This is a genomic window from uncultured Cocleimonas sp. (genome assembly GCF_947495625.1).
GTDB lineage: Bacteria > Pseudomonadota > Gammaproteobacteria > Thiotrichales > Thiotrichaceae > Cocleimonas.
In genome coordinates this window covers 107,554-129,220 of record NZ_CANLZW010000002.1, presented here as the reverse complement: position 1 = coordinate 129,220, position 21,667 = coordinate 107,554, and the positions used below count along the sequence as shown (strand labels likewise).

The 21,667-nt window shown below is 39.5% G+C and carries 25 protein-coding genes; 13 read left to right on the top strand and 12 right to left on the bottom strand.

Annotated features, from left to right (window positions below; genetic code table 11):
- Positions 1–57: 57 nt before the first annotated feature.
- From Q1A31_RS01770 to Q1A31_RS01760, 3 genes are all read right to left on the bottom strand, one after another.
- Positions 58–891 carry a hypothetical protein gene (locus tag Q1A31_RS01770; protein ID WP_299871486.1) on the bottom strand — a complete coding sequence of 278 codons (834 nt, stop codon included), beginning with the start codon at positions 889–891 and terminating at the stop codon, positions 58–60.
- 140 nt (positions 892–1,031) lie between these two features.
- Positions 1,032–2,483, bottom strand: a complete 1,452-nt coding sequence (locus Q1A31_RS01765; RefSeq protein WP_299871483.1) for a right-handed parallel beta-helix repeat-containing protein — start codon at positions 2,481–2,483, stop codon at positions 1,032–1,034.
- Between the two features lie 480 nt (positions 2,484–2,963).
- The gene (locus tag Q1A31_RS01760) at positions 2,964–3,422 is read right to left on the bottom strand and encodes a DsrE family protein (RefSeq protein ID WP_299871481.1); all 459 of its coding nucleotides are present in this window, start codon (positions 3,420–3,422) and stop codon (positions 2,964–2,966) included.
- Between the two features lie 385 nt (positions 3,423–3,807).
- On the opposite strand from Q1A31_RS01760, the gene Q1A31_RS01755 reads away from it, so the two are divergent.
- Both Q1A31_RS01755 and Q1A31_RS01750 read left to right on the top strand, forming a co-directional pair.
- Positions 3,808–4,929, top strand: a complete 1,122-nt coding sequence (locus Q1A31_RS01755) for a VWA domain-containing protein (RefSeq protein ID WP_299871478.1) — start codon at positions 3,808–3,810, stop codon at positions 4,927–4,929.
- A 214-nt stretch (positions 4,930–5,143) separates the two neighbouring features.
- Positions 5,144–5,368 (top strand): PA3496 family putative envelope integrity protein, encoded by a 225-nt coding sequence (locus tag Q1A31_RS01750; protein WP_299871475.1) that lies wholly within the window; start codon positions 5,144–5,146, stop codon positions 5,366–5,368.
- 37 nt (positions 5,369–5,405) lie between these two features.
- Here Q1A31_RS01750 and Q1A31_RS01745 read toward each other — a convergent pair whose 3' ends face one another.
- Entirely contained in the window at positions 5,406–6,488 is a 1,083-nt protein-coding gene (locus tag Q1A31_RS01745; RefSeq protein WP_299871473.1) for a hypothetical protein, read from the bottom strand.
- 188 nt (positions 6,489–6,676) lie between these two features.
- Here Q1A31_RS01745 and Q1A31_RS01740 point away from each other — a divergent pair, with 188 nt between their 5' ends.
- Together Q1A31_RS01740 and Q1A31_RS01735 are read left to right on the top strand one after the other, a co-directional pair.
- The gene (locus Q1A31_RS01740; protein WP_299871471.1) at positions 6,677–6,904 is read left to right on the top strand and encodes a DUF1653 domain-containing protein; all 228 of its coding nucleotides are present in this window, start codon (positions 6,677–6,679) and stop codon (positions 6,902–6,904) included.
- Between the two features lie 111 nt (positions 6,905–7,015).
- On the top strand, positions 7,016–8,173 hold the full coding sequence (locus Q1A31_RS01735) for a S9 family peptidase (RefSeq protein WP_299871468.1): 1,158 nt from the start codon (positions 7,016–7,018) through the stop codon (positions 8,171–8,173).
- A 195-nt stretch (positions 8,174–8,368) separates the two neighbouring features.
- Here the strand turns inward: Q1A31_RS01735 and Q1A31_RS01730 are convergent, their stop codons facing one another.
- On the bottom strand, positions 8,369–8,494 hold the full coding sequence (locus Q1A31_RS01730) for a hypothetical protein (RefSeq protein WP_299871465.1): 126 nt from the start codon (positions 8,492–8,494) through the stop codon (positions 8,369–8,371).
- 357 nt (positions 8,495–8,851) lie between these two features.
- Here Q1A31_RS01730 and Q1A31_RS01725 point away from each other — a divergent pair, with 357 nt between their 5' ends.
- The gene (locus tag Q1A31_RS01725; protein WP_131906057.1) at positions 8,852–9,058 is read left to right on the top strand and encodes a cold-shock protein; all 207 of its coding nucleotides are present in this window, start codon (positions 8,852–8,854) and stop codon (positions 9,056–9,058) included.
- 183 nt (positions 9,059–9,241) lie between these two features.
- Here Q1A31_RS01725 and Q1A31_RS01720 read toward each other — a convergent pair whose 3' ends face one another.
- Positions 9,242–10,186, bottom strand: coding sequence for a LysR family transcriptional regulator (locus tag Q1A31_RS01720; RefSeq protein ID WP_299871457.1), 945 nt, complete (start codon positions 10,184–10,186; stop codon positions 9,242–9,244).
- A gap of 137 nt (positions 10,187–10,323) precedes the next feature.
- Between Q1A31_RS01720 and Q1A31_RS01715 the strand changes: the two genes are divergently transcribed.
- From Q1A31_RS01715 to Q1A31_RS01690, 6 genes are all read left to right on the top strand, one after another.
- Positions 10,324–11,217 carry an MBL fold metallo-hydrolase gene (locus Q1A31_RS01715; protein ID WP_299871454.1) on the top strand — a complete coding sequence of 298 codons (894 nt, stop codon included), beginning with the start codon at positions 10,324–10,326 and terminating at the stop codon, positions 11,215–11,217.
- Positions 11,218–11,259: 42 nt separating this feature from the next.
- On the top strand, positions 11,260–11,901 hold the full coding sequence (locus tag Q1A31_RS01710) for a DsbA family protein (protein WP_299871451.1): 642 nt from the start codon (positions 11,260–11,262) through the stop codon (positions 11,899–11,901).
- An 82-nt stretch (positions 11,902–11,983) separates the two neighbouring features.
- Complete coding sequence (locus tag Q1A31_RS01705; RefSeq protein WP_299871448.1) at positions 11,984–12,457, top strand: DoxX family protein; 474 nt, start codon at positions 11,984–11,986, stop codon at positions 12,455–12,457.
- Between the two features lie 41 nt (positions 12,458–12,498).
- On the top strand, positions 12,499–13,437 hold the full coding sequence (gene ygiD, locus Q1A31_RS01700; protein WP_299871445.1) for a 4,5-DOPA dioxygenase extradiol: 939 nt from the start codon (positions 12,499–12,501) through the stop codon (positions 13,435–13,437).
- Between the two features lie 303 nt (positions 13,438–13,740).
- Positions 13,741–14,550, top strand: a complete 810-nt coding sequence (locus Q1A31_RS01695) for an alpha/beta hydrolase (RefSeq protein ID WP_299871442.1) — start codon at positions 13,741–13,743, stop codon at positions 14,548–14,550.
- Positions 14,551–14,619: 69 nt separating this feature from the next.
- The gene (locus tag Q1A31_RS01690; RefSeq protein ID WP_299871440.1) at positions 14,620–15,063 is read left to right on the top strand and encodes an MgtC/SapB family protein; all 444 of its coding nucleotides are present in this window, start codon (positions 14,620–14,622) and stop codon (positions 15,061–15,063) included.
- Positions 15,064–15,232: 169 nt separating this feature from the next.
- Here the strand turns inward: Q1A31_RS01690 and Q1A31_RS01685 are convergent, their stop codons facing one another.
- From Q1A31_RS01685 to Q1A31_RS01675, 3 genes are all read right to left on the bottom strand, one after another.
- On the bottom strand, positions 15,233–15,820 hold the full coding sequence (locus Q1A31_RS01685) for a cytochrome P460 family protein (RefSeq protein WP_299871437.1): 588 nt from the start codon (positions 15,818–15,820) through the stop codon (positions 15,233–15,235).
- Between the two features lie 122 nt (positions 15,821–15,942).
- Positions 15,943–16,830 (bottom strand): LysR family transcriptional regulator, encoded by an 888-nt coding sequence (locus tag Q1A31_RS01680; protein ID WP_299871434.1) that lies wholly within the window; start codon positions 16,828–16,830, stop codon positions 15,943–15,945.
- 45 nt (positions 16,831–16,875) lie between these two features.
- Positions 16,876–17,181 carry a hypothetical protein gene (locus Q1A31_RS01675; protein ID WP_299871432.1) on the bottom strand — a complete coding sequence of 102 codons (306 nt, stop codon included), beginning with the start codon at positions 17,179–17,181 and terminating at the stop codon, positions 16,876–16,878.
- 158 nt (positions 17,182–17,339) lie between these two features.
- Here Q1A31_RS01675 and Q1A31_RS01670 point away from each other — a divergent pair, with 158 nt between their 5' ends.
- Entirely contained in the window at positions 17,340–17,720 is a 381-nt protein-coding gene (locus Q1A31_RS01670) for a TusE/DsrC/DsvC family sulfur relay protein (RefSeq protein WP_299871429.1), read from the top strand.
- 91 nt (positions 17,721–17,811) lie between these two features.
- Here Q1A31_RS01670 and Q1A31_RS01665 read toward each other — a convergent pair whose 3' ends face one another.
- The gene (locus Q1A31_RS01665; RefSeq protein ID WP_299871425.1) at positions 17,812–18,039 is read right to left on the bottom strand and encodes a hypothetical protein; all 228 of its coding nucleotides are present in this window, start codon (positions 18,037–18,039) and stop codon (positions 17,812–17,814) included.
- Between the two features lie 478 nt (positions 18,040–18,517).
- Here Q1A31_RS01665 and Q1A31_RS01660 point away from each other — a divergent pair, with 478 nt between their 5' ends.
- Complete coding sequence (locus Q1A31_RS01660; RefSeq protein WP_299871423.1) at positions 18,518–19,207, top strand: hypothetical protein; 690 nt, start codon at positions 18,518–18,520, stop codon at positions 19,205–19,207.
- 155 nt (positions 19,208–19,362) lie between these two features.
- Here the strand turns inward: Q1A31_RS01660 and Q1A31_RS01655 are convergent, their stop codons facing one another.
- Both Q1A31_RS01655 and Q1A31_RS01650 read right to left on the bottom strand, forming a co-directional pair.
- A complete protein-coding gene (locus tag Q1A31_RS01655; protein ID WP_299871420.1) occupies positions 19,363–19,941 on the bottom strand; it encodes a histidine phosphatase family protein in 579 nt (192 codons plus the stop codon).
- A 61-nt stretch (positions 19,942–20,002) separates the two neighbouring features.
- On the bottom strand, positions 20,003–21,346 hold the full coding sequence (locus Q1A31_RS01650) for an FAD-binding oxidoreductase (RefSeq protein ID WP_299871417.1): 1,344 nt from the start codon (positions 21,344–21,346) through the stop codon (positions 20,003–20,005).
- Positions 21,347–21,667 lie beyond the last annotated feature (321 nt).

The following is a 21,667-nucleotide window of genomic DNA, read 5'->3' as shown; positions in this document are numbered from 1 at the left end:
GACTTATAAAAATATAACCACCCAGTTGCATTGTCCTATTGCTATTTATTCGTTTGTTTAACCCACCACTAGCTCATCAATATAAATCATAACTGAGCGGGTTATGTTAATTGCATATTTAACATCGGAGTTATTGACGTGTTTTTCATTTGTATTCTGATAACTTAAATCATCAATCGTTTCTATCAGCAGAGTTGAAGTCCGCAATATTGAGAGAGATGAATCGTTTAGGTTAATACTTTTTTGGCTGGCGCTATTTTTTTGTTTTAAATGCTCATTAACCTTAGCCTGCAAAATAGAAACGGAGTCTTTGTCATCCGTAGTGATTTCTAAATTTTTGCATGTTTGTTGTAGAAAGTTTTTTAAAGCCGCATGCATTAAGCGCATCGATTGGGTTGTGTTATTTGAATCTAAAAGTTCTTGAGCAGCATCTAGAGTTTCATAAGGATTTTGATTTTCATCAGGAAGGTTAGAATTATTATCTTTGTCAGAAGTAGCAATGATTTTATTGTCTGTACTTTGGTCTAATGCGTCCTCGATGATTGCTTCAATTTCCGCATGGAAGTTTTCATCTTTTCTGAGGCTCATGGTTTTTACACCCGGCATTTCCCAGATCACTTTCAAATGTCTGCTGTCTTTGTTTAAGATAAAAGCCACAGCTTCGGCACAATCCTTTTCCAGAGTGTCTTCTATGCTGCCAGTATCCCAACTGTCATCATCATAAAATTGTGTCTGTTGTTTTGCGAATGCTTCGCTATCGGTCTTTTTAAACAACCCTTTCCAGTCACCCATGTTTAAATATTCCATCAGAACGACGGATAGTATTTTTTGTTGTTGCTTAGTTAGTTGGTATGCCGCTGGATAAGTCAGTTCATCGGTCAAATCGGACATCGAATCTTCTCGCTAGCTGTGATTATGGAATGATTTGTACAAGCTTATCCTAACACTTCCATAAATAACTCTTATAGTTAGCGTTCTTTTAAAATGAGTGAAACAGGGCGAATGGCATTTTGTTTATCAAGCCCGCAACCTTAGTTGTTAACAGTTGCGGGGATATTTCCAGTAATTACGGTATTAACAGAGTCATATATGACCCTAACATGTTCACTTGCTGAGGAATTAAATTCATTATTGGTGATTTTTGTATCAGTTACGGGCTTAGACAGTGCTTCAGTTCTATATTTCGTACCAATCTGAACATCATAATCTACATCACCGCTAAATTTATTCCCATTAATTGTATTGTTATCATCTTCTACTATGATACCTTTTATAACATCAATAAAAGTATTTGAATTTACATTGTTAAACTTTGCAAAGTCTTCATAAATAAAAATATCTTCTTCAACAGGCCCATATCTTACGGTATCAGTTGCAATCTTAGGGATGCCACAATTGAAAGCTTCTAAATCTTTACTTTGTCTAGAAGCTATCCACACCCCCACTCTTTGATCTTCAAATTTATTTCCAGTAATTACATTATTATTTGCAGACTGATATCGAGGTAAAGATGTAGGACTAGTGTGATATTCATAACAGTTTTTATATAAAAAGATTCCACCACCTGAATTCTTGGCAAAAGTATTATTCTGAATTGTGTTCATGGCTGAGGAATCTATAGCTATGCCCTCTCTAGCATCCTTTTCCAAAATTCTTTTTCTAACGCGCTCACCACTATCGTAAATAGAATGACCATTCTCTGAGATTACTGAATTTTGAATAATATTGCTCTGTGAGCCTGATTCTAAATAAAGACCAGCGCCACTCGTATACTTTATAGTCGTATTATCAACGACTAAACCAGTAATATAACGGTTTATAAAAAGCCCATTTCTGTGGCTATAATTTATAATATTATTTTCAAGTCTTACATTCTTAAGTGAACTGTTTCTCAAATGGTCTTCCACAACTTCAGCGTTTATATTATTTTTTAAATCTGCGATTGTTTCATCGATGAAAACAGTTTGAACAGATATACCTGTTAGAAAGTTTGTAATTACACAGTTTTTTACAGTTACATTTCCACTAGGAATGGTTTCAAGAGATAGAATTCTGATACCAATATCAGATGGTGCATCTGAAGCACTATATGGAACCCCAACGGCCTGCCTAAATTCTTTGTCTAATCCATTAAGTTCTGCACCATTACAATCAAGAGTCAGATCAGATTCATTTTCAATAAGAATTCTCACGCGGTCGTACTTACAACCTTCTGGTAATGTCAAACTCTCAGTCACTCTATTAAGTATGTTCTTTTCCCAATTCGGACATCCTGTTGGATTAGGAGGTAAAACTCTTGCAGGATCAGAAGGCTTTGAAGTTGTTTCATCGAGAGGTTCAGCAAAATCAACAAACTCTTCTTCTATCGCGTCTTTTATATCATCCGTGTTGCATCCTAAAAATTGCGTAATTACAAAAAAAAACAAAAAAAATGTTAGGCTATATTTCATAATTCTAAACGATGATATTTCATTCTCGCGCATAGTTAATTCCTTATGTTAGTACTTCTTATGTAGAATTATGGATAACAAAAAAACTTTTTATAGCCCATATTGATCTATGTAAAGACATTGCCAAACAACTACTAAGATTCAGACCAGTTATAACGTGTAAAAGTTCCAAGTCAAATATTACGAGGGGTCAATTCAATACAATGTTTAATTTGTCATATTGAAAAAAGATGTGTTGGCTTTGATCTGGTATTTATGAAAATTAAGTGAGAGAAAGTAGGATAAATCAGTATTCATTTGAATGACATGTGATAACTATAATTTATGTTTTATTTTAATCTTAATAATCTTAATAAAAAACGGTCTATAAGGAGGCGGTGGATCTCTATGAATAAGAGTTTTTGTGAGTAGATGAGGTTTATAGCCTTTCATTTTTAAACTAAGAGCCAAAAGTAAAAAAGCTAACCACTAACTGATAAAGGTTAATAACAGTCGGTGGTTAGCATATTATTTTTATTTTTTGAGATCTGGCTGATCAAGATAGCGTACATCTTTTACCGATAGCGGCAGTGGATTAACGTATTTGTAGCCTTTTGATTGTAGGTAAGCAATCTCAGGGAAACCTGCGGGTACTACAGTAATAAATCCATGCATATCATCAGATTTAAAGCCGGCGGCTGTCATCGCATTGTTACACATGCTGAACTTAACACCCATTTCAGAAAGCTCGGCCATCTTGTCGACTATGCCTTGGTATTTTTCATAGTTTTCTTTGGCAAATACACGTAATTCAGGGCCATGTGTTACAACCACCATGTCTCCTTTAAGTGGTTTAGCGGTGTTCTTCATAAAATTATAAAGTATGTTTAATTTTTTTGGATCTTCGTAGTTAACATCAAATACGGCATCAATTTTTGGATATTCATGCATATCAACTTTGGCGGTTCCGTAAGGTGCGAAATCTTCAGCCATTGCCGTGCTGTAACTAGCTGTAACTAATAGATAAGCTTCCAACTAACAAAAGTGCAGGTATTAATTTATTCATATGATCCTCCCAGAATTCATAAGATTAAAATGTGTTAAAACCAACATATTATTTTTTGGGCAGGATAACGGGGGAGTGACTCAGTTGCTAAATTGCTACCCACGAAATATCGATACCCAATGGGAAATCATATCAAGTATATTTAAAAACTCAATGCTTTTAAAAACTACCTAAGTTTGCATAGATTTCTCAATAGATTTTTAAGGTTTATTATAAGGAAAGACATAGCCGCTAAAAACTGCTTCAAAGTAGGGGGGTGACTTTTAGTCTATATTAAAGGCTGACTCTACGTTTTTAAGGCATGGGTGCTCTATGAAATTATTAGTTACGACGTCGTTACTGGCTTTTTGTGTGTGTATGTTTCAGGTGCAGGCTGATGAGGTGTGTGATTCTCAGGCGCTGTACGAGAAGTTAGATGCTGAAAACCCGGGTGATACTTCCCGTTGTGATATTCAGATTAAAGATCCTAAAATCGAAGATTGCCCTTTGCCCAAAACCTTTAGCGGTGGGGAACGTCCGGCATCCCATGTGGTGTTACTGATTGATGCGTCTGGCTCAATGGCTGGCAAGTTGGGTGGTAAGTCGAAGATGTCGATTGCTAAGCGTGAATCTTTGCGCTTTCTCGGCGCCCTACAAAAAGATGTACCGGTCGGGATGATTGTTTATGGGCACAAGGGCAATAATACTAAATCTGGGAAAGCGGAATCGTGCAGTTCGGTTGAATGGGTACATAAGCTCGGAGCCGGCATGCATACCCTGAAAAAGAGTATCAAATCATTGAAACCAGTTGGTTACACGCCAATGGGTGATGCGCTGGATTACACACTGGACGAGTTGAAAAAGGTGCGCAAATCAAAAAAGAATAAGGAGTCTGTTCCCATTGTTTATTTGTTATCTGACGGAAAAGAAACCTGTGGTGGCGACCCTGTTGCATCAGCCAAAGCATTGCATGAATCTGGCGTGCGTGCGGTGGTGAATGTTATTGGTTTTGATGTGGGAAAGGAAACGCGCCAGCAGTTAGAGGCAATTTCTGAAGCGGGAGGAGGAAAGTATTTTCCCGCGAAAGATGCGAAAGCATTACGCAAACAACTCAACGCGGCGCACGATACCGAAATGTCTTTATTGCACTATGAACGTTGCTTATTCTCAAATTTATCGCATACGGTTGGGGTCCATAACAACGCTTTGCTTGATGCGATTAAGTGTCAAACTCGGGAAATCACCAAGCCATTTAGCGCTTTGCAAAAAACTTTAAAGGCGATGGTTGCCGACGGAACAATCAGCAAAGAATGCGCCAGTAAAACTAAATCACTTGCCTACCAGCAGCAAGTCAAAGATGGACGATGGCTTCTTGAGAAAAATAAAGAAATTCGGGCACATCAGGAAAAAGCCTTAGAAAACATGAAAAAAGGTTCTATCTGGAAGGGCTTATAAAAGGATTCGTTAAACTTTTTGTAGATAAATCCATTAAAAAATGACTAAAAAAACGACCTGAAAGTAGGGGGGTGACATTTGACGTTACGCTCTTTCTGTTAGCCGCCTTTTTAAGCATACGTTTTAAACATAACTGTCATATTCATTAAATAATTCTGTCACATTGGCGATATATGCTTCACCTATTATTTTTTCATAAGGTGTGGACTAAGCAATGTCTAATAAGGAAGACCAGCAAGATAATATCGAGTTTGACGATCACTATTTAGATGACGGCATGGATATGGATTACGATTCTGTTTTTAAGGGTTCTAAATCTAGAAAACAAGACTACAAAGAAAAGTCGAAAAAGAGCGCTCGCCGTCGTGTCGAAGACTATATGGAGCGTAAAGCGTTCAAAAAGCAAATGAAGGATTGGGACATTCATTTCGATTTTTGAGGTCGGTTCTATCGTGATAATAGCCGACACAGCATGGCTAGTGAATATTGCGAATAATATTCCCTGAATTGGAATCAATAATTAAAAAGCCATCTTTATTTTCTGTTGTCGACTGAAAAGGAACGGCAATTAAGGACTTATCGGGACTCTGTGTAATGTTGCTTTGAACTCCGTTACTAAGCGCAGCTGAAATTTTATGTACGCCTAAACCACTGTTTTTAAGCCTGCCAGTTTGTATGTCGGCAGTGGTGATTTTTCTATCTGCAGGGCTTATCGCAATAATGCTTCGACTGTTCTTTGAAAACCCCGCAAAGGTAAAATTACCCAGCTTGAGTGTTTTTACCGTTTGTGAATTCAGATCGATAAGTTGCACACTATTGCTCGGTAAACTACTGGTGTAACTGATTAATTGTTTACCCGTTCCATCAAATTTCAATGCATGTTGATTCATACGAGTTTGGTTGTTTTTTACAGCGTTTGTGAGTGGAATAGCGTTTAGCTCTACCTGATTATTGATGTCATAAATATGTACGGTGTTTTTCAGGTTTGATTGGGTCTGATACGCAAAGACTTTACTGTTTGGGCTAAATGCCATTGCGGTGATAATGGTGCTGTTTTTCGCGTTCTTGGGGCTAATGGCGAGGTTAATGGTGCGAAGAATTTTTCCAGTTCCTGTATGCACAAAATATATCTTGTGATTAGTTGATGGGACAGCCATATACACGGTGTTGTAGCTGATAACGGGGGTGATCGGCCAATAACGAACGCCGTTGGGATAAGGCAAAGTTCGCAGCGTTTTGCCCGTTCCGTTATGAATAACCGCGATGCCTTTGGCGGATTTGGCGAGAAATTTGAAACCATCCGGGGTAGCAGCAAAGGTCTCTAATTTTTCATTATTATAAAATGATACATTGTTGATGATGTTTCCATTTCTGGTATCTATTTTTAGTAGATTTCCTGCACCAGACAGGTTTGTTGTTTTGATGTAACTGAGAGTGCCATTAGATTTTGTAAATGACAGCAGTTGAGCCATTGCAGGGTTGTGAGATACGGCGAAAGATTGTGTCGTTATAAAACTGGCGAGCAGTATCACTAATAAAGTGGTGAGTTTAATTTTCATTCTTTCCTTGAGTCCCTTTTCTTCCTTTCTTGTTTTTTTCTCTTTCTCTTGCTCTTTCGACAAGCATTTGAAGCAAATATTGCAGCGTGTCATGGCGTATTTTACCATTCATTTAATTAGACAGGCTAAACTATAAAAAAGTCCTCCAAAGTAGGGGGGTGCCAAATTCAATCTTAATAAAGGTCATTATGACAACAATAAAATTAGGGAAATACAGACATTTCAAAGGCGGTGAATACGAAGTGGTAGGCGTGGCGAAACATTCTGAATCTTTGGATGTGATGGTCATTTATAAACCACTTTATCCCTTGGAAGATGGCGAACTAGAAACCTGGGTAAGGCCTATCGAGATGTTTTTTGATACCAAACAGCATGAAGGTAAGGAAGTTTTACGCTTTACCTATTTGGGAGAGTAACTGTTTAATCGATTGATTTTACTGTATCTTTCAAATGTAACCGATAAAAACGCCTATACTGTAATGAATAGTAAATGGCTAATTATTCACATTATTTAAAAAGGAGTGGTCGTGATTAAGGGAATAAAAAACGAATCGAAGAGTAGTTTGTTTTCTGTAATGAATAGACTCATTTTTATCATGGTTTCCAGTCTGTTTTTAGTGGCCTGTGGTGGCGGAAGTTCTAGTTCAAATGATGATGATCAAGAGATACCGGCTGATCCAGCCCGTGGTGAATTTAAATCAATTAGCAGTAAAACGGCCAATTCTATAACGGATATTCAGACTGCGATTAATGTCGCGGGTGGGCAGAATATTACGGTTCAATATGCAGTTGATACCTATAAAATAGAGTATATGACGGTTGATTCATCGGGTGAGTTGATTTTAGTGTCTGGCATGATAGCCATTCCTGCCAAATCGTCACCTAGCCCTATTATTAGTTACCAGCATGCCACCACCTTCACTAATGATGAAGCCCCTAGTGAGCAGTTAACACCCAGTGAAAAGAGCATTGAAATTGCGCTCGCCTCTTTGGGGTATATTGTTTTCTCTGCGGACTATATTGGTTTTGGTTCGTCGCTAGGCGTCGATCATCCTTACCTGCAAAAAGATACATCTGCCTACACCGTGACTGACATGCTGAAGGCATCTAAAACGTGGTTAGACACAACGTCCATTCAAAGTAATGGCCAATTGTTTATGACGGGTTATTCGCAAGGTGGTTATGTAACCATGGCGGCATTGCAGGATTATCAGGCTAATCCTCAGCAAGGGATGGATGTGGTTACTGCGGTGATGGGAGCGGGTCCATACAATTTGAATTTGGCGCTGAATGAATTGGTAGAGGAAAATCTGGGCTTTTCAATTCCTACGATTAACCTACCGGGTGATTTGGCCGATGGTATTGTCAGCATTATCGAATCGGCATTTATCCCTCAAGATGCAGATGTGGGATATGAAACGACCTTCCTTGATCGCTTTTTAGAGAATGATCGTCAGGATAACGTGCATGACTGGAAACCGAATGTGCCAGTGACATTATTCCACGGTGAAGATGACGAGACTGTGCCCATCATTAGCTCAGAAAGCACGCTAAGTACGATGCTGGCTTTGGGGGCTGATATCGAATTAATCAAATGTACTGCGGTCCCATCAGGTCACAAAGATTGTGTGCCAGAATACGTAGAGTTGGTGGTACAGATATTTGGTGGATTGCGTAACGATTAATCTGGTGACAGATTAAGCTTAATCGATACTGATCAGATGATCATAATGAATAGAATTATCAATCAATAATAGTCATCCCCCTATCACGTTTTATAAACGTAAAAAAACTGCCTCAAAGTAGGGGGGTGACTTTAAAAATCCTTGTTTCCAGAATGCTTGCTTCCAGAGCACTGACTTTCAGGTTGTCTAAACCAATTATTCACCAATTTTGTGGCGGCGTCCTTTTGCTGCTTTTTTCTCGGCCTTGGCAACCTTCTTTTCTTTTGCCGTCATTAAAGGCTCTTTCTTGGTTGCTTTTTTACTGTTTAATCCTTTGCTCATGGTGTACTCCTGACTTTTATTGTGTGTTATTTACATTATTGCTGATGGCAATAGGGGTAGCCTCTGTACTGTTTGGGATGAAAATGATACCTACGAAAATAAAAAGGAATGATCAGAAATCAAAAGGAATTATTTAAAAGTAGTCCGGCTTCAGTGTGTTTTGGCAAGGGCGCCATTCGGCAAGAAGTTGCGGAGGAGGGATGAAAAACCAATATACCCTATATAAAAATACGTTGTCGGATTAAACAGAAATAAAGTCAGTTTCATTCATTTTGTTATAAATCGATGTTATTGACGATAAACGGTTATACTTGGTACTGCAGAGTTCTGCGATTAATTATTATAAAAGAGAAAAATATGAGTAAAGGTACAGTTAAGTGGTTCGACGCGGCTAAAGGTTTTGGTTTTATTACACCTGAAGACGGTAGCAAGGATTTATTCGTGCATCATTCAGAAATTCAGGCAGGCGGCGAATACGCAACACTAGCTGATGGACAAGCAGTAGAATATGAACTTGGCCAAGGCCAGAAAGGTCCTTGTGCAAATAAAGTGACTGCAGTTTAAGTAACACCGTTAAGCAATATCGTTTAAGCAGCACAGTTTAAACAGTAAAAATCTTTTGGAGGTGTTTAATATGCCTCCAAAAGTATCAGTAATAAGTCTAGGTTTTAACTCACTTAAATCTACGTTATTGATTTCAATATTCATCTAGTCAGATTAATCAAATAGCTGTAATCACCAACACGCTTAAATTTCCCAATCTGGAATACCCTTGAAGCGTTTTACCAGAAAATCTAAAAACGTCCTTTGTGCGGCGGATACATGATGTCGCGATAAATAAACACCCCAGATGCCAAGCTCCGCTGGCTCCCAATCGTTTAGTAACTTTACCAGTTTCCCCTGTTGAATCAGTGGTCCAACAATATAGCTAGGTTGAAGTGCGATACCGGCGTTATCAAGAATAGCTTGTGTGATAGCCGCTGCTTCATTTACTCTTAAATTTCCTGTCACCGGGACGGCTATTTCTTCATCGTTACCTTGACCATTGCCAACAATACCATCAACAACATCGCCATTGCTGTTTGGATTTATAGGAGACAAGCGCCATTCGCTTTTACCAAAATTAGTGTAGGTCAAGCAGTTGTGATGTTGTAAATCGTCCGGATGTTCGGGCGCGCCATGGCGTTCCAGATATTTAGGCGTTGCACAAATAATGGATTTACAGGGTGCAATTTTCCGAGCAACGATATTGGGGTCGAGCTCGCCAGCTATTCTAATCGCTAAATCGACCCGCTCTTCGATTAGGTTTACGCTGCGATCAAGTAATAATAAATCGATAGTGACCTTTGGGTAATGTTCTAAATAATCGGTAATCGCCCGCGTTAAATGGGTGGCTCCAAATGAAACGCTGGATGTGATTCGTAATTGACCGTGCGGTTCAATGTCTCTTTTACCAGAGATGTCCTGTAATTCCTGACTGATTGCGAGCATCTGCCGACAGCTGTTCAGGCAGGCTTCTCCTGCATCGGTGAGGCTTACTTTACGCGTGGAACGTTGTAACAATCTGCTGCCTAACCAGCGCTCAAGTTCGGTGACATGTCGCGTAACCATCGAACGTGATAAGTCTAAGTGTTCTGCCGCAGCGGTAAATCCGCCCCTGTCAGCCACTTCGGTAAAGATTTTCATCGCCATTAATTTATCCATTAGTTCGTATATTGCAACAATGAAGCGCGATATGTCACGTTTATTCGTCCGATTTTAGTACATATACTTTCTCTCATCGAAGCATTACATCGAAAAGCAATTAAAGAAATATAGGAATAAACACTATGAAAACGACTATTTTAAAAGGCATCAGCCAATTTTTATTACCCGCTGTACTAACACTTACGACAATGTCATCGGTACAGGCGGCAACGGAATCTGAGTTAGAATTTCAGGTATATAACGGCGGAGAAAATAGCTTTTTTGTCAATTCAGTATTGGTAACCGGTGAAAAGGATGCGGTATTGATCGACACACAATTTACCAAAGCCAAAGCACATCAGCTGGTTGCAGAGATTTTGAACAGTGGCAAGCAGTTGAAGATGGTATACATCAGCCACGGCGATCCTGATTACTACTTTGGACTGGAAGTGATTAAACAGGCATTTCCTGACGTTAAAGTGTTCGCCACCGAGCCAACCGTAAACTGGATTAAAAAAACGGTTGATAAGAAAGTTGGATTCTGGGGGCCAAAAATGGGTGCTAATGCACCGACAAAGCCAGTCATTCCCGAAGTAATCAAAGGGTCATCGTTCGACTTGGAAGGGCATAGTTTTAACATCGTTGGTTTAGATGGTGATTTACCGGGCAGAACATTTCTCTGGGTACCTGATCTCAAAGCTGTAATGGGTGGCGTTAATGTGTTTGCTGGTTTGCACTTGTGGACAGCAGATACGCAAACTAAAGCGTCGCGCAAAGCGTGGGCGAGTACGCTGGATAATATCTTGGCATTAAATCCGACTACGGTTATTCCGGGGCATGCCGCGAATCAGGATGTTCAGGATAGCTCTCTAGTTACATACAACCTCAAATATTTAGCCGATTTCGAACAAGCCCTTGAAACGCATAAAACTTCTGCGGCTTTGATTAAATCTATGCAGGCTAAATATCCTGAGAATAAGTTAGGCCTTGCCTTGGAGATTGGTGCGAAAGTAAATACAGGCGAGATGAAGTGGTAAATCCCCTTCATTTTGTCTTGCTTGGATACGGAAATAAATAATATGAAAATGAAAACACTAGAGTATATATTCGACCCGCTTTGTGGCTGGTGCTATGGCGCTGCACCGTTAATTGCGATGCTAGAAGCACACGCCAATGTGTCTTTAAAATTGCACGGTGGCGGAATGATGTCGGGTTCGAACACTAAGGCGGTTACCTCTCAACTACGTGACTTTGTGCAACCACATGATGCGCGAATTGCAGAATTAACGGGGCAATTATTCAGTGATGAATATAACAATGGTTTATTGAAAGATGAAACAGCCATATTGGATTCAACCCCACCTATCGCAGCCATTATTGCTGCAGAACAGTGGGATAAAGCGCCAGCTATGTTACATGCCATTCAACAAGCCCATTATGTAAAAGGCTTAAAAGTGGCAGATGTAGAAGTCTTGAAAGCGTTGGCTGGTGATATTGAAATCCCTGTCGATGAATTTGAGCGGGTGTTCATAGACGTTATGAAAAATCAGGTCGATGCACATATTCAACAGAGTAGGGAGTTACTGAGTAAGGTTGGTGGTAATGGTTTTCCAACGTTGTTTGAAGTCAGAGAGTCGCAAATAATCAGTCATCCTATTTCTAACTATTATGGAAAGCCTGAGGCATGGCAGGCGTATCTGGATAGTCAACTATTCACCTAATCAACCAACTAAATAATCAACTAAAGCAATCTACATAACAGGCAAATGCCTTGGATAGCTTAACAAAAATTTGGAGACAATAATGAATACAGCACTTAACACAACAATTAACACGACAATGAAAACACCATTACTTAATAGAATATTTACTACAGATGAGAGTCTCTCATCACTTATCTTACGAATTCCCATCGGAGTGATTTTTATCGCTCATGGTGGGCAAAAGTTATTTGGACTATTCGGTGGATATGGACTTGAAGGTACGGCTAAATGGATGGCTTCTATCGGTTTAGAACCTGGCTATTTAATGGCGCTAATGGCTGGTAGCGCTGAGCTTTTTGGTGGTTTAGCATTGATTCTTGGGTTATTGGTACGACCAGCAGCCTTGGTTCTGTCGGTAACCATGCTAGTAGCGATCTTTAGTGTTCATTTTTCGAATGGTTTGTTTATCAGCAATAAAGGTTATGAGTTTGCTCTTGCACTGTTCGCTGCATCGGCGGCTCTGGTTTTCAGTGGAGCAGGTCGTTTTTCATTGGATGGAATAATAAGCAAGTGAGCGTAATCGATTTGATATATGAAACACGCGGAGAAGTTTAGATGAATAGGAGACAATGGTTAAAATTCAGTACGCTTGCAGGTCTTGGTTTGGTAACCAGAACCTGGGCTGATACTTTCAGCAACTCAACCTTAGAGTCACTCAAGGCTCTGCCTAAATCGCCCACGATGCCTGTGATGTTTATTGGTCACGGCAGCCCGATGAATGCCATCAATGAGAATGCATTCAACCAAAGCTGGCGAAAAATAGGTAAGCAGTTTGGTGAAGGCAGTGACGCCAAGTGGGCTAAACCTTCGGCTATCCTAGTGATTTCGGCGCACTGGCAAACAACTGGGGGAATTGGTGTTCTCGCCAGCGAAGAGCCTGAGACTATTTATGATTTTGGTGGTTTTCCACAAAAACTTTATGATCAGACCTATCCTGCTCCCGGTTCTTTAACAACGGCTGAAATAACAAAGCAACTATTGCAAACACAGCGACACACGCCCAATACACCCATTATCTTAGATGAAGACCGCGGTTTTGATCATGGTGTCTGGTCGGTTTTGTTGCCGATGTTTCCCAAGGCAGATATTCCTGTGCTACAAATAAGTCTGGATCGGAATTTGCCACACGATATTCACTATGATTTGGCGAAACAGCTTTCTGTTTTAAGAGAACGCGGTGTGCTTATCATTGGAAGTGGAAACATGGTTCACAACCTGTATGCAGAGCGCATGCCGAATAGCAAACCGCATGATTGGACTTTGGAATTTGAACAAAAGATGACGAATTGGATAGAGCATCGTGACGATCAATCCATCATTAAAATATCGCGAACGATGCCCAAGCTCACATCTTTAGCGCATCCAACACATGAACACTTCTTACCGCTTATTTATACATTAGGAGCAAAGAGCGCGAAAGACAAAATCAGTTTTTTCAATACAGGATATGGGTCGAGTGCGATAGCGATGCGTTCGGTAATATTTGAGGCGTAGTGTTTCTGATAAACTTAAACCAACAAAAACCCCCTATAAGTAGGGGGGTGACTATTATATTTTGTCTTAATAAAGCAAAGACCTAACAAAACCCAAATACTAATCCAAGACCTTATTCAAGGCTATTTGTGATTGAAAATCTGGCTGGTTAAAATCAGTTTTTAACGAATGATTGAAAGGATATTGGGATGTTTTTTAAAACGATTAATTTGTGTGGCTTAGCCCTTTTCTATGAAGATTGCTAAAGCGCTCTTAGTTTTATCAACGGTTCTGATATTTTTAATTATTGCGGGGTGCTCGTCGATGAAATCAACAGACGTTTTAAATTTCGTTTTGCCTGCGAGCGGCTATGTTAAAACAACATTGCATTACGGAAGTAATCCTCGGCAGTCTCTGGATGTTTATAAACCTAAAATAGAAGCAAATACAGAAACTAAAGCAGCTAACAATAAAACCCCGATTGTCTTTGTTTACGGTGGTGCCTGGCGCAAAGGTAGCAAGGAAGATTATGAGTTTGTCGCACACGCTCTGGTCGGGCTTGGACATACGGTGATCGTTCCTGATTATCGGCTATACCCGGAAGCGGAATTTCCTGAATTTGTAAACGACGTGGCTGAGGCGATGAGTTTTGTTGAGCAGAATGCAACTTCTTTACTCGGAGAACCACTAAAGCAGGTGATTCTCATGGGGCACTCGTCAGGCGCTCACACTGCCGCATTACTCGCAACTGATCCTCAATATTTAAACAGCCGCAACGTTAAAACCGAGATAGCTGGTTTAATCGCAATCTCTGGTCCTTACGATTTACCGCTGGATGATCCGGAAGTGAAACCTGTTTTCAAAAACGTCAGTGAAAAAGAGGCTAATCCTGTGTTCAATATTCGTCCTGATATGCCACCTGTTTTATTGCTACATGGTGAAAAGGATGAGCGCGTTTTACCGTTTCACAGCAAACGCTTTGCAAAGGCGTTAACCACATCGGGCGCATCTGTAACGTTGAAGATATACCCCGGTGTGAACCATACGAGAATTATAGGTAGCCTCGCAGCGCCATTACGTTTTCTGAATGAAAGTTACAGCGATATTGATGCGTTTTTAACGCGTATCGATTGATTAACACGCCTCACGATTAAAATTAAGTGTATAAAAGCTTAAACCTAAACAAATCCACAAGAGAAATATATGTCTGATCTACAAGTGATGCTTCAGGAATTCTTTCAAATATCTAATATAAAAGAATTGTTATTCGCTTTTGTAATTGCGCTACCTATCGGCTGGAATCGCGAAAAAGAAAGTCGGAGCATGGGCTTACGTACCTTTCCGCTAGTTGCGGTAGCGTCTTGTGGCTATATGCTAATTGGTAGTTCAGTCGTTGATGGTGATCCTGATGCCTTGTCAAAATTGCTCTATGGATTGATGACAGGCATAGGTTTTATCGGTGGTGGAGCAATTCTAAAAGATGGTGCGAGTGTTCAGGGTACGGCGACAGCTGCGAGTATCTGGAATACGGGTGCGGTAGGTGCGGCAGTTGCATTTCATCGATATGAAATTGCAGTTGTACTGGCGGTTATTAGCTTTATGATTTTATCTTTGGCGAAACCTATTAAAAACACACTTTCGGATTAATAACATCCTCTGGAATAGTGAGATTTGATAGGTATTAGCTATAAATTTTCAATGCTGAATAGCATCTTAAAAAAGTGAACTTGCCACCCCATGAAATTATTCGGCAAGCCCATAAAATGTTAGAGGAGATAGCTCCCCTCTAATTATTCATTTACAGCAAAAAATTTCCTTAATGCATCGCTGTGTCAAAATGCTCATCGTAACGGAAGATATAATCCTTATCGGCTAATGGAGCATGGCAACTTCTGCATGAGGTAAAATCTTTGGTCGCGGGTGTTTTAGCATCAGCAAGGTAAGCACCATATAACCAGTCACCATTATTGATGGTTCCTTTAGCTTGTTTACTGCCCCAGCCAGCGCCTTTTTCCATCACAAACACTTTAGATAACTTACCTTTTATGAGTTTGCCTTTAGAGTCTTTCAGTAATTCACCTGTTGGAGATTTTTGCGCGTCATAGATTTCCATAATCGAGACGGTTCCAGCAGGAAAAGCATTTCCTTTTTTGGTTTTCATACCTGTTTTATTAATATAAATCTCACGTACCTGACCCGTTTTCATTTTATCCACTGTACCGACAAACTTCGGCCAGCTACGATAATTGGCGGGTACCATAATGTCGCCATCATTTTTGGCGGTCATTGTTTTGTTTTTATGCATTCCTGTACTACAACCTATCGTTATAGCGCTTAACGCTGTAATGGTGGTTATGACGAGTGCTTTTGTGATTGTTGTCTTTTTGGTATTGCTCAGTTTCATGTTTCATCTCCTTTTGTCAGCTTCAAATATCCGGCTGGATATGGAAAGGCTTACGCAGGTTGGATTAAAACTGGATTCATTTATTTTTGTTTTTTTCTATGCTTTTTAAAAATACTAACTGCTTATTGATTGATGAGCTGATGCAGGATTTGAATGGCCTGCTGATGTGCACTGTTTTCTTTACTGTTTTCTAAACTATTTCCTACCCCCTTTTCTACAGCAGTCATATTTTCAGGATAAACCGCATAAGCTGGCAGCTTGAACTCCAGACTATCAGGTATCAAAAACAGCTTTCCTGAAGCAATCAAAGGTTCTGCCATGCGCTTCGGTAAAAAACAGGAGCCGCCATTTTGAATAACCAGTTGAACTGCCAACCAACCGATATTGGCCAGTAATGCAGGTCGTTCTAATTGCGGAAAACTATTACTGTGTTCAGCATAAAAACCCGGTCCCCAATCGACGTAAACATAATTTTCATCGGGCCAGGGTTTGTCAGGTTCTGTGCCGACTAAGACGAGTGTTTCATCAAAAAGATGGTCTATCTTTAAGCCATGGCTATGTTGAGGGGTATACATCAGTGCAATATCCAGCGTACCTTCTGTCATCCTGCGCATTAGGTCTTCTTCGAAACCTATTTCGCTATTTATAGATACATCTGGCATCTGCTTGCGCATTTCGCCGACCCATTTAGGCAGTAATTCGGCATCCCACAAAGCAATACGTGAACCAATTATCAAGCTGGAACTGTAACGGCTCGGCAAACCCACATCGTGACGTGCTTGCTCCATGGTTAACATGAGTGATTTGGCGTGGCGTAAAAAGCGTTTGCCCGCCGATGTCAGAGTCGCTCCCGATCGGTTGCGGATGAATAATTTAGTCTGTAGATTGTTCTCCAGATTCTGGATACGCGCACTGACAGTCGACTGTGTGATATAGAGTCGTGAAGCGGCTTCGACAAAGCTGCCATTAGCGGTCACCGCGAGAAAAGTACGTATTTGCTCTATATCCATATTATTTCCAAACTATATCTTTTATATATATATAAATTACCCAAGTCAAAGGTTCGAGTCCTGTTGCTGTTTTCGGGTTTGATTAAATCCAGCCAAATAACTTAAGCCAGTCATACAGGGAGTTTCACAGGGTTTTGCAGCCAGTATTTTCGCAATGGATTGGGATGCAGGCGTAAAATAAACCATTACCTCACAATGTAATCGTGCTTCTGCCTCATGCCGATAAAACAGTGTCATATTTTTAGGACAATTCAACGTTTGAAAGTGATTATCAAAGTCATCTTTTAACTGGTAGAGCGCCTCTGTAGCCAACATGGCATCCCCCAGATTGATGTAGAACCATTGATTCATAATGTAGATTTCATCTGATGACTCGAGTCGATTAATAAAGTATATCATTTTTAATATCGGGTTTTTCGATACTAACTCCCTAAATAAATCGTTATACAGGGGTAATGAACTCCCGATAGACTGATTAGTAACAATAGAAACTAGCTGAGGAAAAAGTGATGTCGAATTTATCAATGCTGCAACAGACACGTCAATCTATGAAGCAATCACAAGCTTTATATAGTGTTGAACGGGATGTAGAAGGTTATTTGGTTCACCCGGAAGATTGGACACTTGAATTAGCTGCAGAGCTTGCCGCAGAGGAGGATATCGAACTCAACGATGACTATTGGCCTATTCTCAATTTTGTTCGGGATTATTGGAATGAGAATAAAATCACACCAGATATTCGTCATGTAGCAGATCATCTTGCGAAACTTTACAAGATTAATAAGAAAGCTGGGAAAAAACAAATTTTCGATTTGTTTCCTTATGGTTATGTGAAACAGGCTTGCAAGATAGCGGGTATGCAAAGACCACGTGCCTGGAGTACTGGTTAGATTTTTATCCTTTCTAAATAAAAAATGCCTACTTTCGTAGGCATTTTTTTTAGATCAGATTAATTGATCCGAATTAAAGTATTAAGCGATATTAGTCAGCTTGTGGCTTTTCTTCGTCTTCAGCTTTATCTTCGTCATCTTCACATACAGGAGTTGTCAAAGCTTCTCTTGCTTCTTCTGTCATTGCTTCTAATGCTTCTTCTGTTACACATTCCATATCTTCAGCTTTATTCTCATGCGATTCAGCATAACTAACTGAAGTAAAAGCCGAGCTCATAGCTAAAACAAGAGTGCTTACGAATAATGTAGTTTTGTTCATTTTTTTTTATCCTGAAAAAAGTTAATTGTTTAGTTGAACGAAGTAACCGAATCGGATTTGTTATTCAGTTTTCAATGTTACGAATATCAATACCAACTCATTTACTTATAACTTAGACACATCCATTTCTTCAAAAGTTACATTTTATTCATAAAATAAAGTCTAAAAATTCTGATTAAATTAATGAAAATATATTGTTAATGAATAATTGAAATCTATGCTAGCTGAACTCAACAGTATTAAGCGATGCTGGTTTAGATCATATTGAATACTCTTTTCATCAATAATTATTTTATATTTCAAGTGTGTACCTAACACACTCTCCCTCCAAAAAAGTGCCCAAAAGTAGGGGGGTGACATTTATCTTATTATGTGAAAACAAAGCATCATGTTGGCATACTACCGAATATCGTAATTATTTTTAAATAAACAGAAGTTTGCATACAATAGAAAAAAATAGATAACGATAAGAATTATTATGAAGACACCTAGAATTTCACATGTAATTGCAGATATATCATATAAAGATAGTCTGGATAGTTTGTATCAACTAAAAATATTTGTTGGAAAAGAGCACGAAGACAAAATAGCGAAACAACCCAAGATATTTAAAAATGCAGATCTGTCTGAGATTGAAGATGATTTTTACGTAACAAGCATTGATGAAGTAAGAGCATTAATGAGAGTAACTCCTGAGTACAATTTTGTGATCAGGTCTTATATCGTTTATTCCTATTATAAAAAATCCTCTGATGAAGTGTATATCAGTTCATTTGGTGGCAATAAAATCAATACAAGCAACGTAAAAAATTACTTGGTACATAGTATTTTAAGCAGTAAAGATAGTGGTTTACTGTCTCATCTTATTGAGATGATTTCAGGTTATCAGAATAATTATGATGTTCAGGCTAATGCATTCATGCTTTCTGATTTTGTGCATACCTATTGTCGAAAGCAACGAATTGACGATGATGTGATTATCGATTCTGTTTTCGTAAGCAATGAAAATATAGATTTATCTAATAAAGAAATAATTGCTTTAATGAGAGATCACAACAGAATTCCTGATGGAATGATTGTAAGAGATGAGTTTTGTGCCTTAGAGCCCTCTCAAATTATTACACTTGCTTGTTTGTTAATAGATAATCAAGAGGCTGTAGCCGCATAGCAGTAAATCCGTTTTATCTTAGTAAAATATGATAAAAAACGGCTAAAAGTAGGGGGGTGACTTCAGTAACTTTCCCATAGGATTTGTTTAAGGTATGGGGATAATTTGCTTATTTGGCTCTCACATATCTTATTCAGGATTCTTATTCAGGATTCTTATTCAGGACTGAAAATCCCAACAAATTCAAAAGGTGCTGAAGCATTCAACTTCAGTAACACCCCATCGCCAGACGCAACGTTCTGACCCGAAATAGCAGCAATCGTGACGTGATGGGTGACCATAATAATCAATTTTTGATTGGTTGACTGATCGGAAATAAATTGTTTCAACGTGCGTAAACTGGGCTCGCGGTTTTCAGGCATTTGAAAGAAAGAGTTCAATGCAGGTAATTCCTTTACCACACCCATATTAAGTAATCGCGCGGTATCCAGACATCGGCACCACTGACTTGAGTAAATTTCTGCTACCTCAATATTATTGCTACGCAACCATTCTCCAATTTTTTCAGACTGTTGTCGTCCCTGTTGATCTAAATTGCGTTGAGTCGAGCAATCATCAATTTTAATATTCGCTGGGTCTCCAAAGCCTGGTGCTTTTGCATGACGAATCATCAAGATATGACCGCCACCTTGCATCGCTTTTATCAGCGCACCATCTTTATTTTCTGCATGCGCAGTAAAACCAAAAGTAAAAAATATTAGTAGATTGAGAAAACTGAACTTTATATAACTCATTTCTTCCTCTTTTTATGACTAACAGATTAATTGTTTTGAGTAGCTCGATTAAATTAGCCGTTTAAATATTAGGTCCGATATCTAACTTGCTTCCATCAGAAAAACGCGAGAACCGGAAACGTTTCAAATCGTGCTGGCTACTCTCTTTATTCGCTATTTGCGCGATTATCTTACCAAAAGCGGGACCGATACCAAAACCATGGCCACTCATGCCCGTTGCAACGATCAGCCCCTCCACATCTGGCACTCTATCAACAATCGGAACAATGTCTGGCATTGCGTCAATCATACCACCCCAGGCATCAAGAATCTTAGGCTCACCGATTTGAGGGAACCGAGCCGCAAAGCGCTGTTGCATGACTTTTACTTTTCCCTTGGCAGGGCTTGGATTTAGCACACGCGTTATTTCAAATGGGCTTATCTCGTCCTCTTTCCAGTGACGTGGTGTTTTCCAGGCATCCGGCGAGGTACTGACTTCATTAATCCAGGGGCGGATTTCGTGAATGTTTTGTAAACCTGTTTTTATCCACTTGGTCATTAAACGAAAAGAGTCCGGACCAATAAAATGATCATGAGAATCAGTCAGTGCAATCGAGTAACCCCCGTCATCACGTCGGCGAATCGCTAATTCTGGATCTGCAAAATTCGTCGATGACACACTTTGTACCGGAGCTGTTCTTGCAACGGATGCACGCACTGATAACTGTGGAATATTGATGCCATGACGACGTAAAAACAACGACGACCATGCGCCACCAGCAACGATTACCTGAGAGGCTTTTACGCGACCCGATTCAGTAACCACACCTGTGATTTGCCCCGCTTGAATATCCAACGCGCGTACCGCACAGTTTTCTTTTATCAAAACCCCTTCACTATGTGCCAACTCTGCGACAGCTGGAATGGCTTGCCATGGTTCAGCGCGTGCGTCGCTGGCGGTATACGTGCCTCCGATCCATTTGTTGTCTGAAGGCGTTTTGAAATCGATGTACTTTTCTAATTGTGACGCTGACAAAGCCACGGTATCTAAACCATGCTCTTTTGCGGTACTCAGCCATTGTTCGCGTTTCGCTTGATCTTTTTCGGTTTTCGAAAGATACATTACACCACTTTGTTTAAACCCTGTCCGGCCTTTTACTTCTTTATCAATATCTTCCCACAAGCGCAAAGCTTCCATCATTATCGGCAATTCAGCGGGGTCACGGCCGTGCTGACGAATCCAGCCCCAATTTCGTGAAGATTGCTCTCCGGCGATACGGCCTTTTTCCAGAATCATAACCTTGAGTCCTTTACGAGCCATATTGAGTGCCGAGAACACACCAATAATACCGCCGCCTATAATAATGGCATCGACTTCGTCAGGAAGGCTGTCGTTGAATGTGATGGGGGTATCGATAGTAATCATAGTTATTGTGCTTTTGGTGGTATAAGTTGTGCCGTTATTATTCTCTGGTTTATAAAAATAATTTTACAATTGACCTGTAAAAAAGTGCCCTAAAGTAGGGGGGTGACTATTATCTTTGTGTTCTTTGTCTCTTATTACTAAAGCTATTTATACAGCGCTTTTTCTCGTAAGGCTTTTAATTGTTTCACTTATTCAATTCAATCTCATATTAAAATCAGTCAAAGAATATATTAAGAAAGAGATAATAATACAGAGTCATGTATTAAAATATACAATAATTAGTTACTTCATCATAAACTTACACTAAGCTAGTTATTTTTT

What these genes read in the sequence shown, in the direction of transcription:
- Q1A31_RS01770 (WP_299871486.1), bottom strand. Translation starts at nt 891, where the DNA reads ATGTCCGATTTGACCGATGAACTGACTTATCCAGCGGCATACCAACTA.
- Q1A31_RS01765 (WP_299871483.1), bottom strand. Translation starts at nt 2,483, where the DNA reads ATGCGCGAGAATGAAATATCATCGTTTAGAATTATGAAATATAGCCTA.
- Q1A31_RS01760 (WP_299871481.1), bottom strand. Translation starts at nt 3,422, where the DNA reads ATGGCTGAAGATTTCGCACCTTACGGAACCGCCAAAGTTGATATGCAT.
- Q1A31_RS01755 (WP_299871478.1), top strand. Translation starts at nt 3,808, where the DNA reads ATGAAATTATTAGTTACGACGTCGTTACTGGCTTTTTGTGTGTGTATG.
- Q1A31_RS01750 (WP_299871475.1), top strand. Translation starts at nt 5,144, where the DNA reads ATGTCTAATAAGGAAGACCAGCAAGATAATATCGAGTTTGACGATCAC.
- Q1A31_RS01745 (WP_299871473.1), bottom strand. Translation starts at nt 6,488, where the DNA reads ATGAAAATTAAACTCACCACTTTATTAGTGATACTGCTCGCCAGTTTT.
- Q1A31_RS01740 (WP_299871471.1), top strand. Translation starts at nt 6,677, where the DNA reads ATGACAACAATAAAATTAGGGAAATACAGACATTTCAAAGGCGGTGAA.
- Q1A31_RS01730 (WP_299871465.1), bottom strand. Translation starts at nt 8,494, where the DNA reads ATGAGCAAAGGATTAAACAGTAAAAAAGCAACCAAGAAAGAGCCTTTA.
- Q1A31_RS01725 (WP_131906057.1), top strand. Translation starts at nt 8,852, where the DNA reads ATGAGTAAAGGTACAGTTAAGTGGTTCGACGCGGCTAAAGGTTTTGGT.
- Q1A31_RS01720 (WP_299871457.1), bottom strand. Translation starts at nt 10,186, where the DNA reads ATGGCGATGAAAATCTTTACCGAAGTGGCTGACAGGGGCGGATTTACC.
- Q1A31_RS01715 (WP_299871454.1), top strand. Translation starts at nt 10,324, where the DNA reads ATGAAAACGACTATTTTAAAAGGCATCAGCCAATTTTTATTACCCGCT.
- Q1A31_RS01710 (WP_299871451.1), top strand. Translation starts at nt 11,260, where the DNA reads ATGAAAATGAAAACACTAGAGTATATATTCGACCCGCTTTGTGGCTGG.
- Q1A31_RS01705 (WP_299871448.1), top strand. Translation starts at nt 11,984, where the DNA reads ATGAATACAGCACTTAACACAACAATTAACACGACAATGAAAACACCA.
- ygiD (WP_299871445.1), top strand. Translation starts at nt 12,499, where the DNA reads ATGAATAGGAGACAATGGTTAAAATTCAGTACGCTTGCAGGTCTTGGT.
- Q1A31_RS01695 (WP_299871442.1), top strand. Translation starts at nt 13,741, where the DNA reads ATGAAATCAACAGACGTTTTAAATTTCGTTTTGCCTGCGAGCGGCTAT.
- Q1A31_RS01690 (WP_299871440.1), top strand. Translation starts at nt 14,620, where the DNA reads ATGTCTGATCTACAAGTGATGCTTCAGGAATTCTTTCAAATATCTAAT.
- Q1A31_RS01685 (WP_299871437.1), bottom strand. Translation starts at nt 15,820, where the DNA reads ATGAAACTGAGCAATACCAAAAAGACAACAATCACAAAAGCACTCGTC.
- Q1A31_RS01680 (WP_299871434.1), bottom strand. Translation starts at nt 16,830, where the DNA reads ATGGATATAGAGCAAATACGTACTTTTCTCGCGGTGACCGCTAATGGC.
- Q1A31_RS01675 (WP_299871432.1), bottom strand. Translation starts at nt 17,181, where the DNA reads ATGAATCAATGGTTCTACATCAATCTGGGGGATGCCATGTTGGCTACA.
- Q1A31_RS01670 (WP_299871429.1), top strand. Translation starts at nt 17,340, where the DNA reads ATGTCGAATTTATCAATGCTGCAACAGACACGTCAATCTATGAAGCAA.
- Q1A31_RS01665 (WP_299871425.1), bottom strand. Translation starts at nt 18,039, where the DNA reads ATGAACAAAACTACATTATTCGTAAGCACTCTTGTTTTAGCTATGAGC.
- Q1A31_RS01660 (WP_299871423.1), top strand. Translation starts at nt 18,518, where the DNA reads ATGAAGACACCTAGAATTTCACATGTAATTGCAGATATATCATATAAA.
- Q1A31_RS01655 (WP_299871420.1), bottom strand. Translation starts at nt 19,941, where the DNA reads ATGAGTTATATAAAGTTCAGTTTTCTCAATCTACTAATATTTTTTACT.
- Q1A31_RS01650 (WP_299871417.1), bottom strand. Translation starts at nt 21,346, where the DNA reads ATGATTACTATCGATACCCCCATCACATTCAACGACAGCCTTCCTGAC.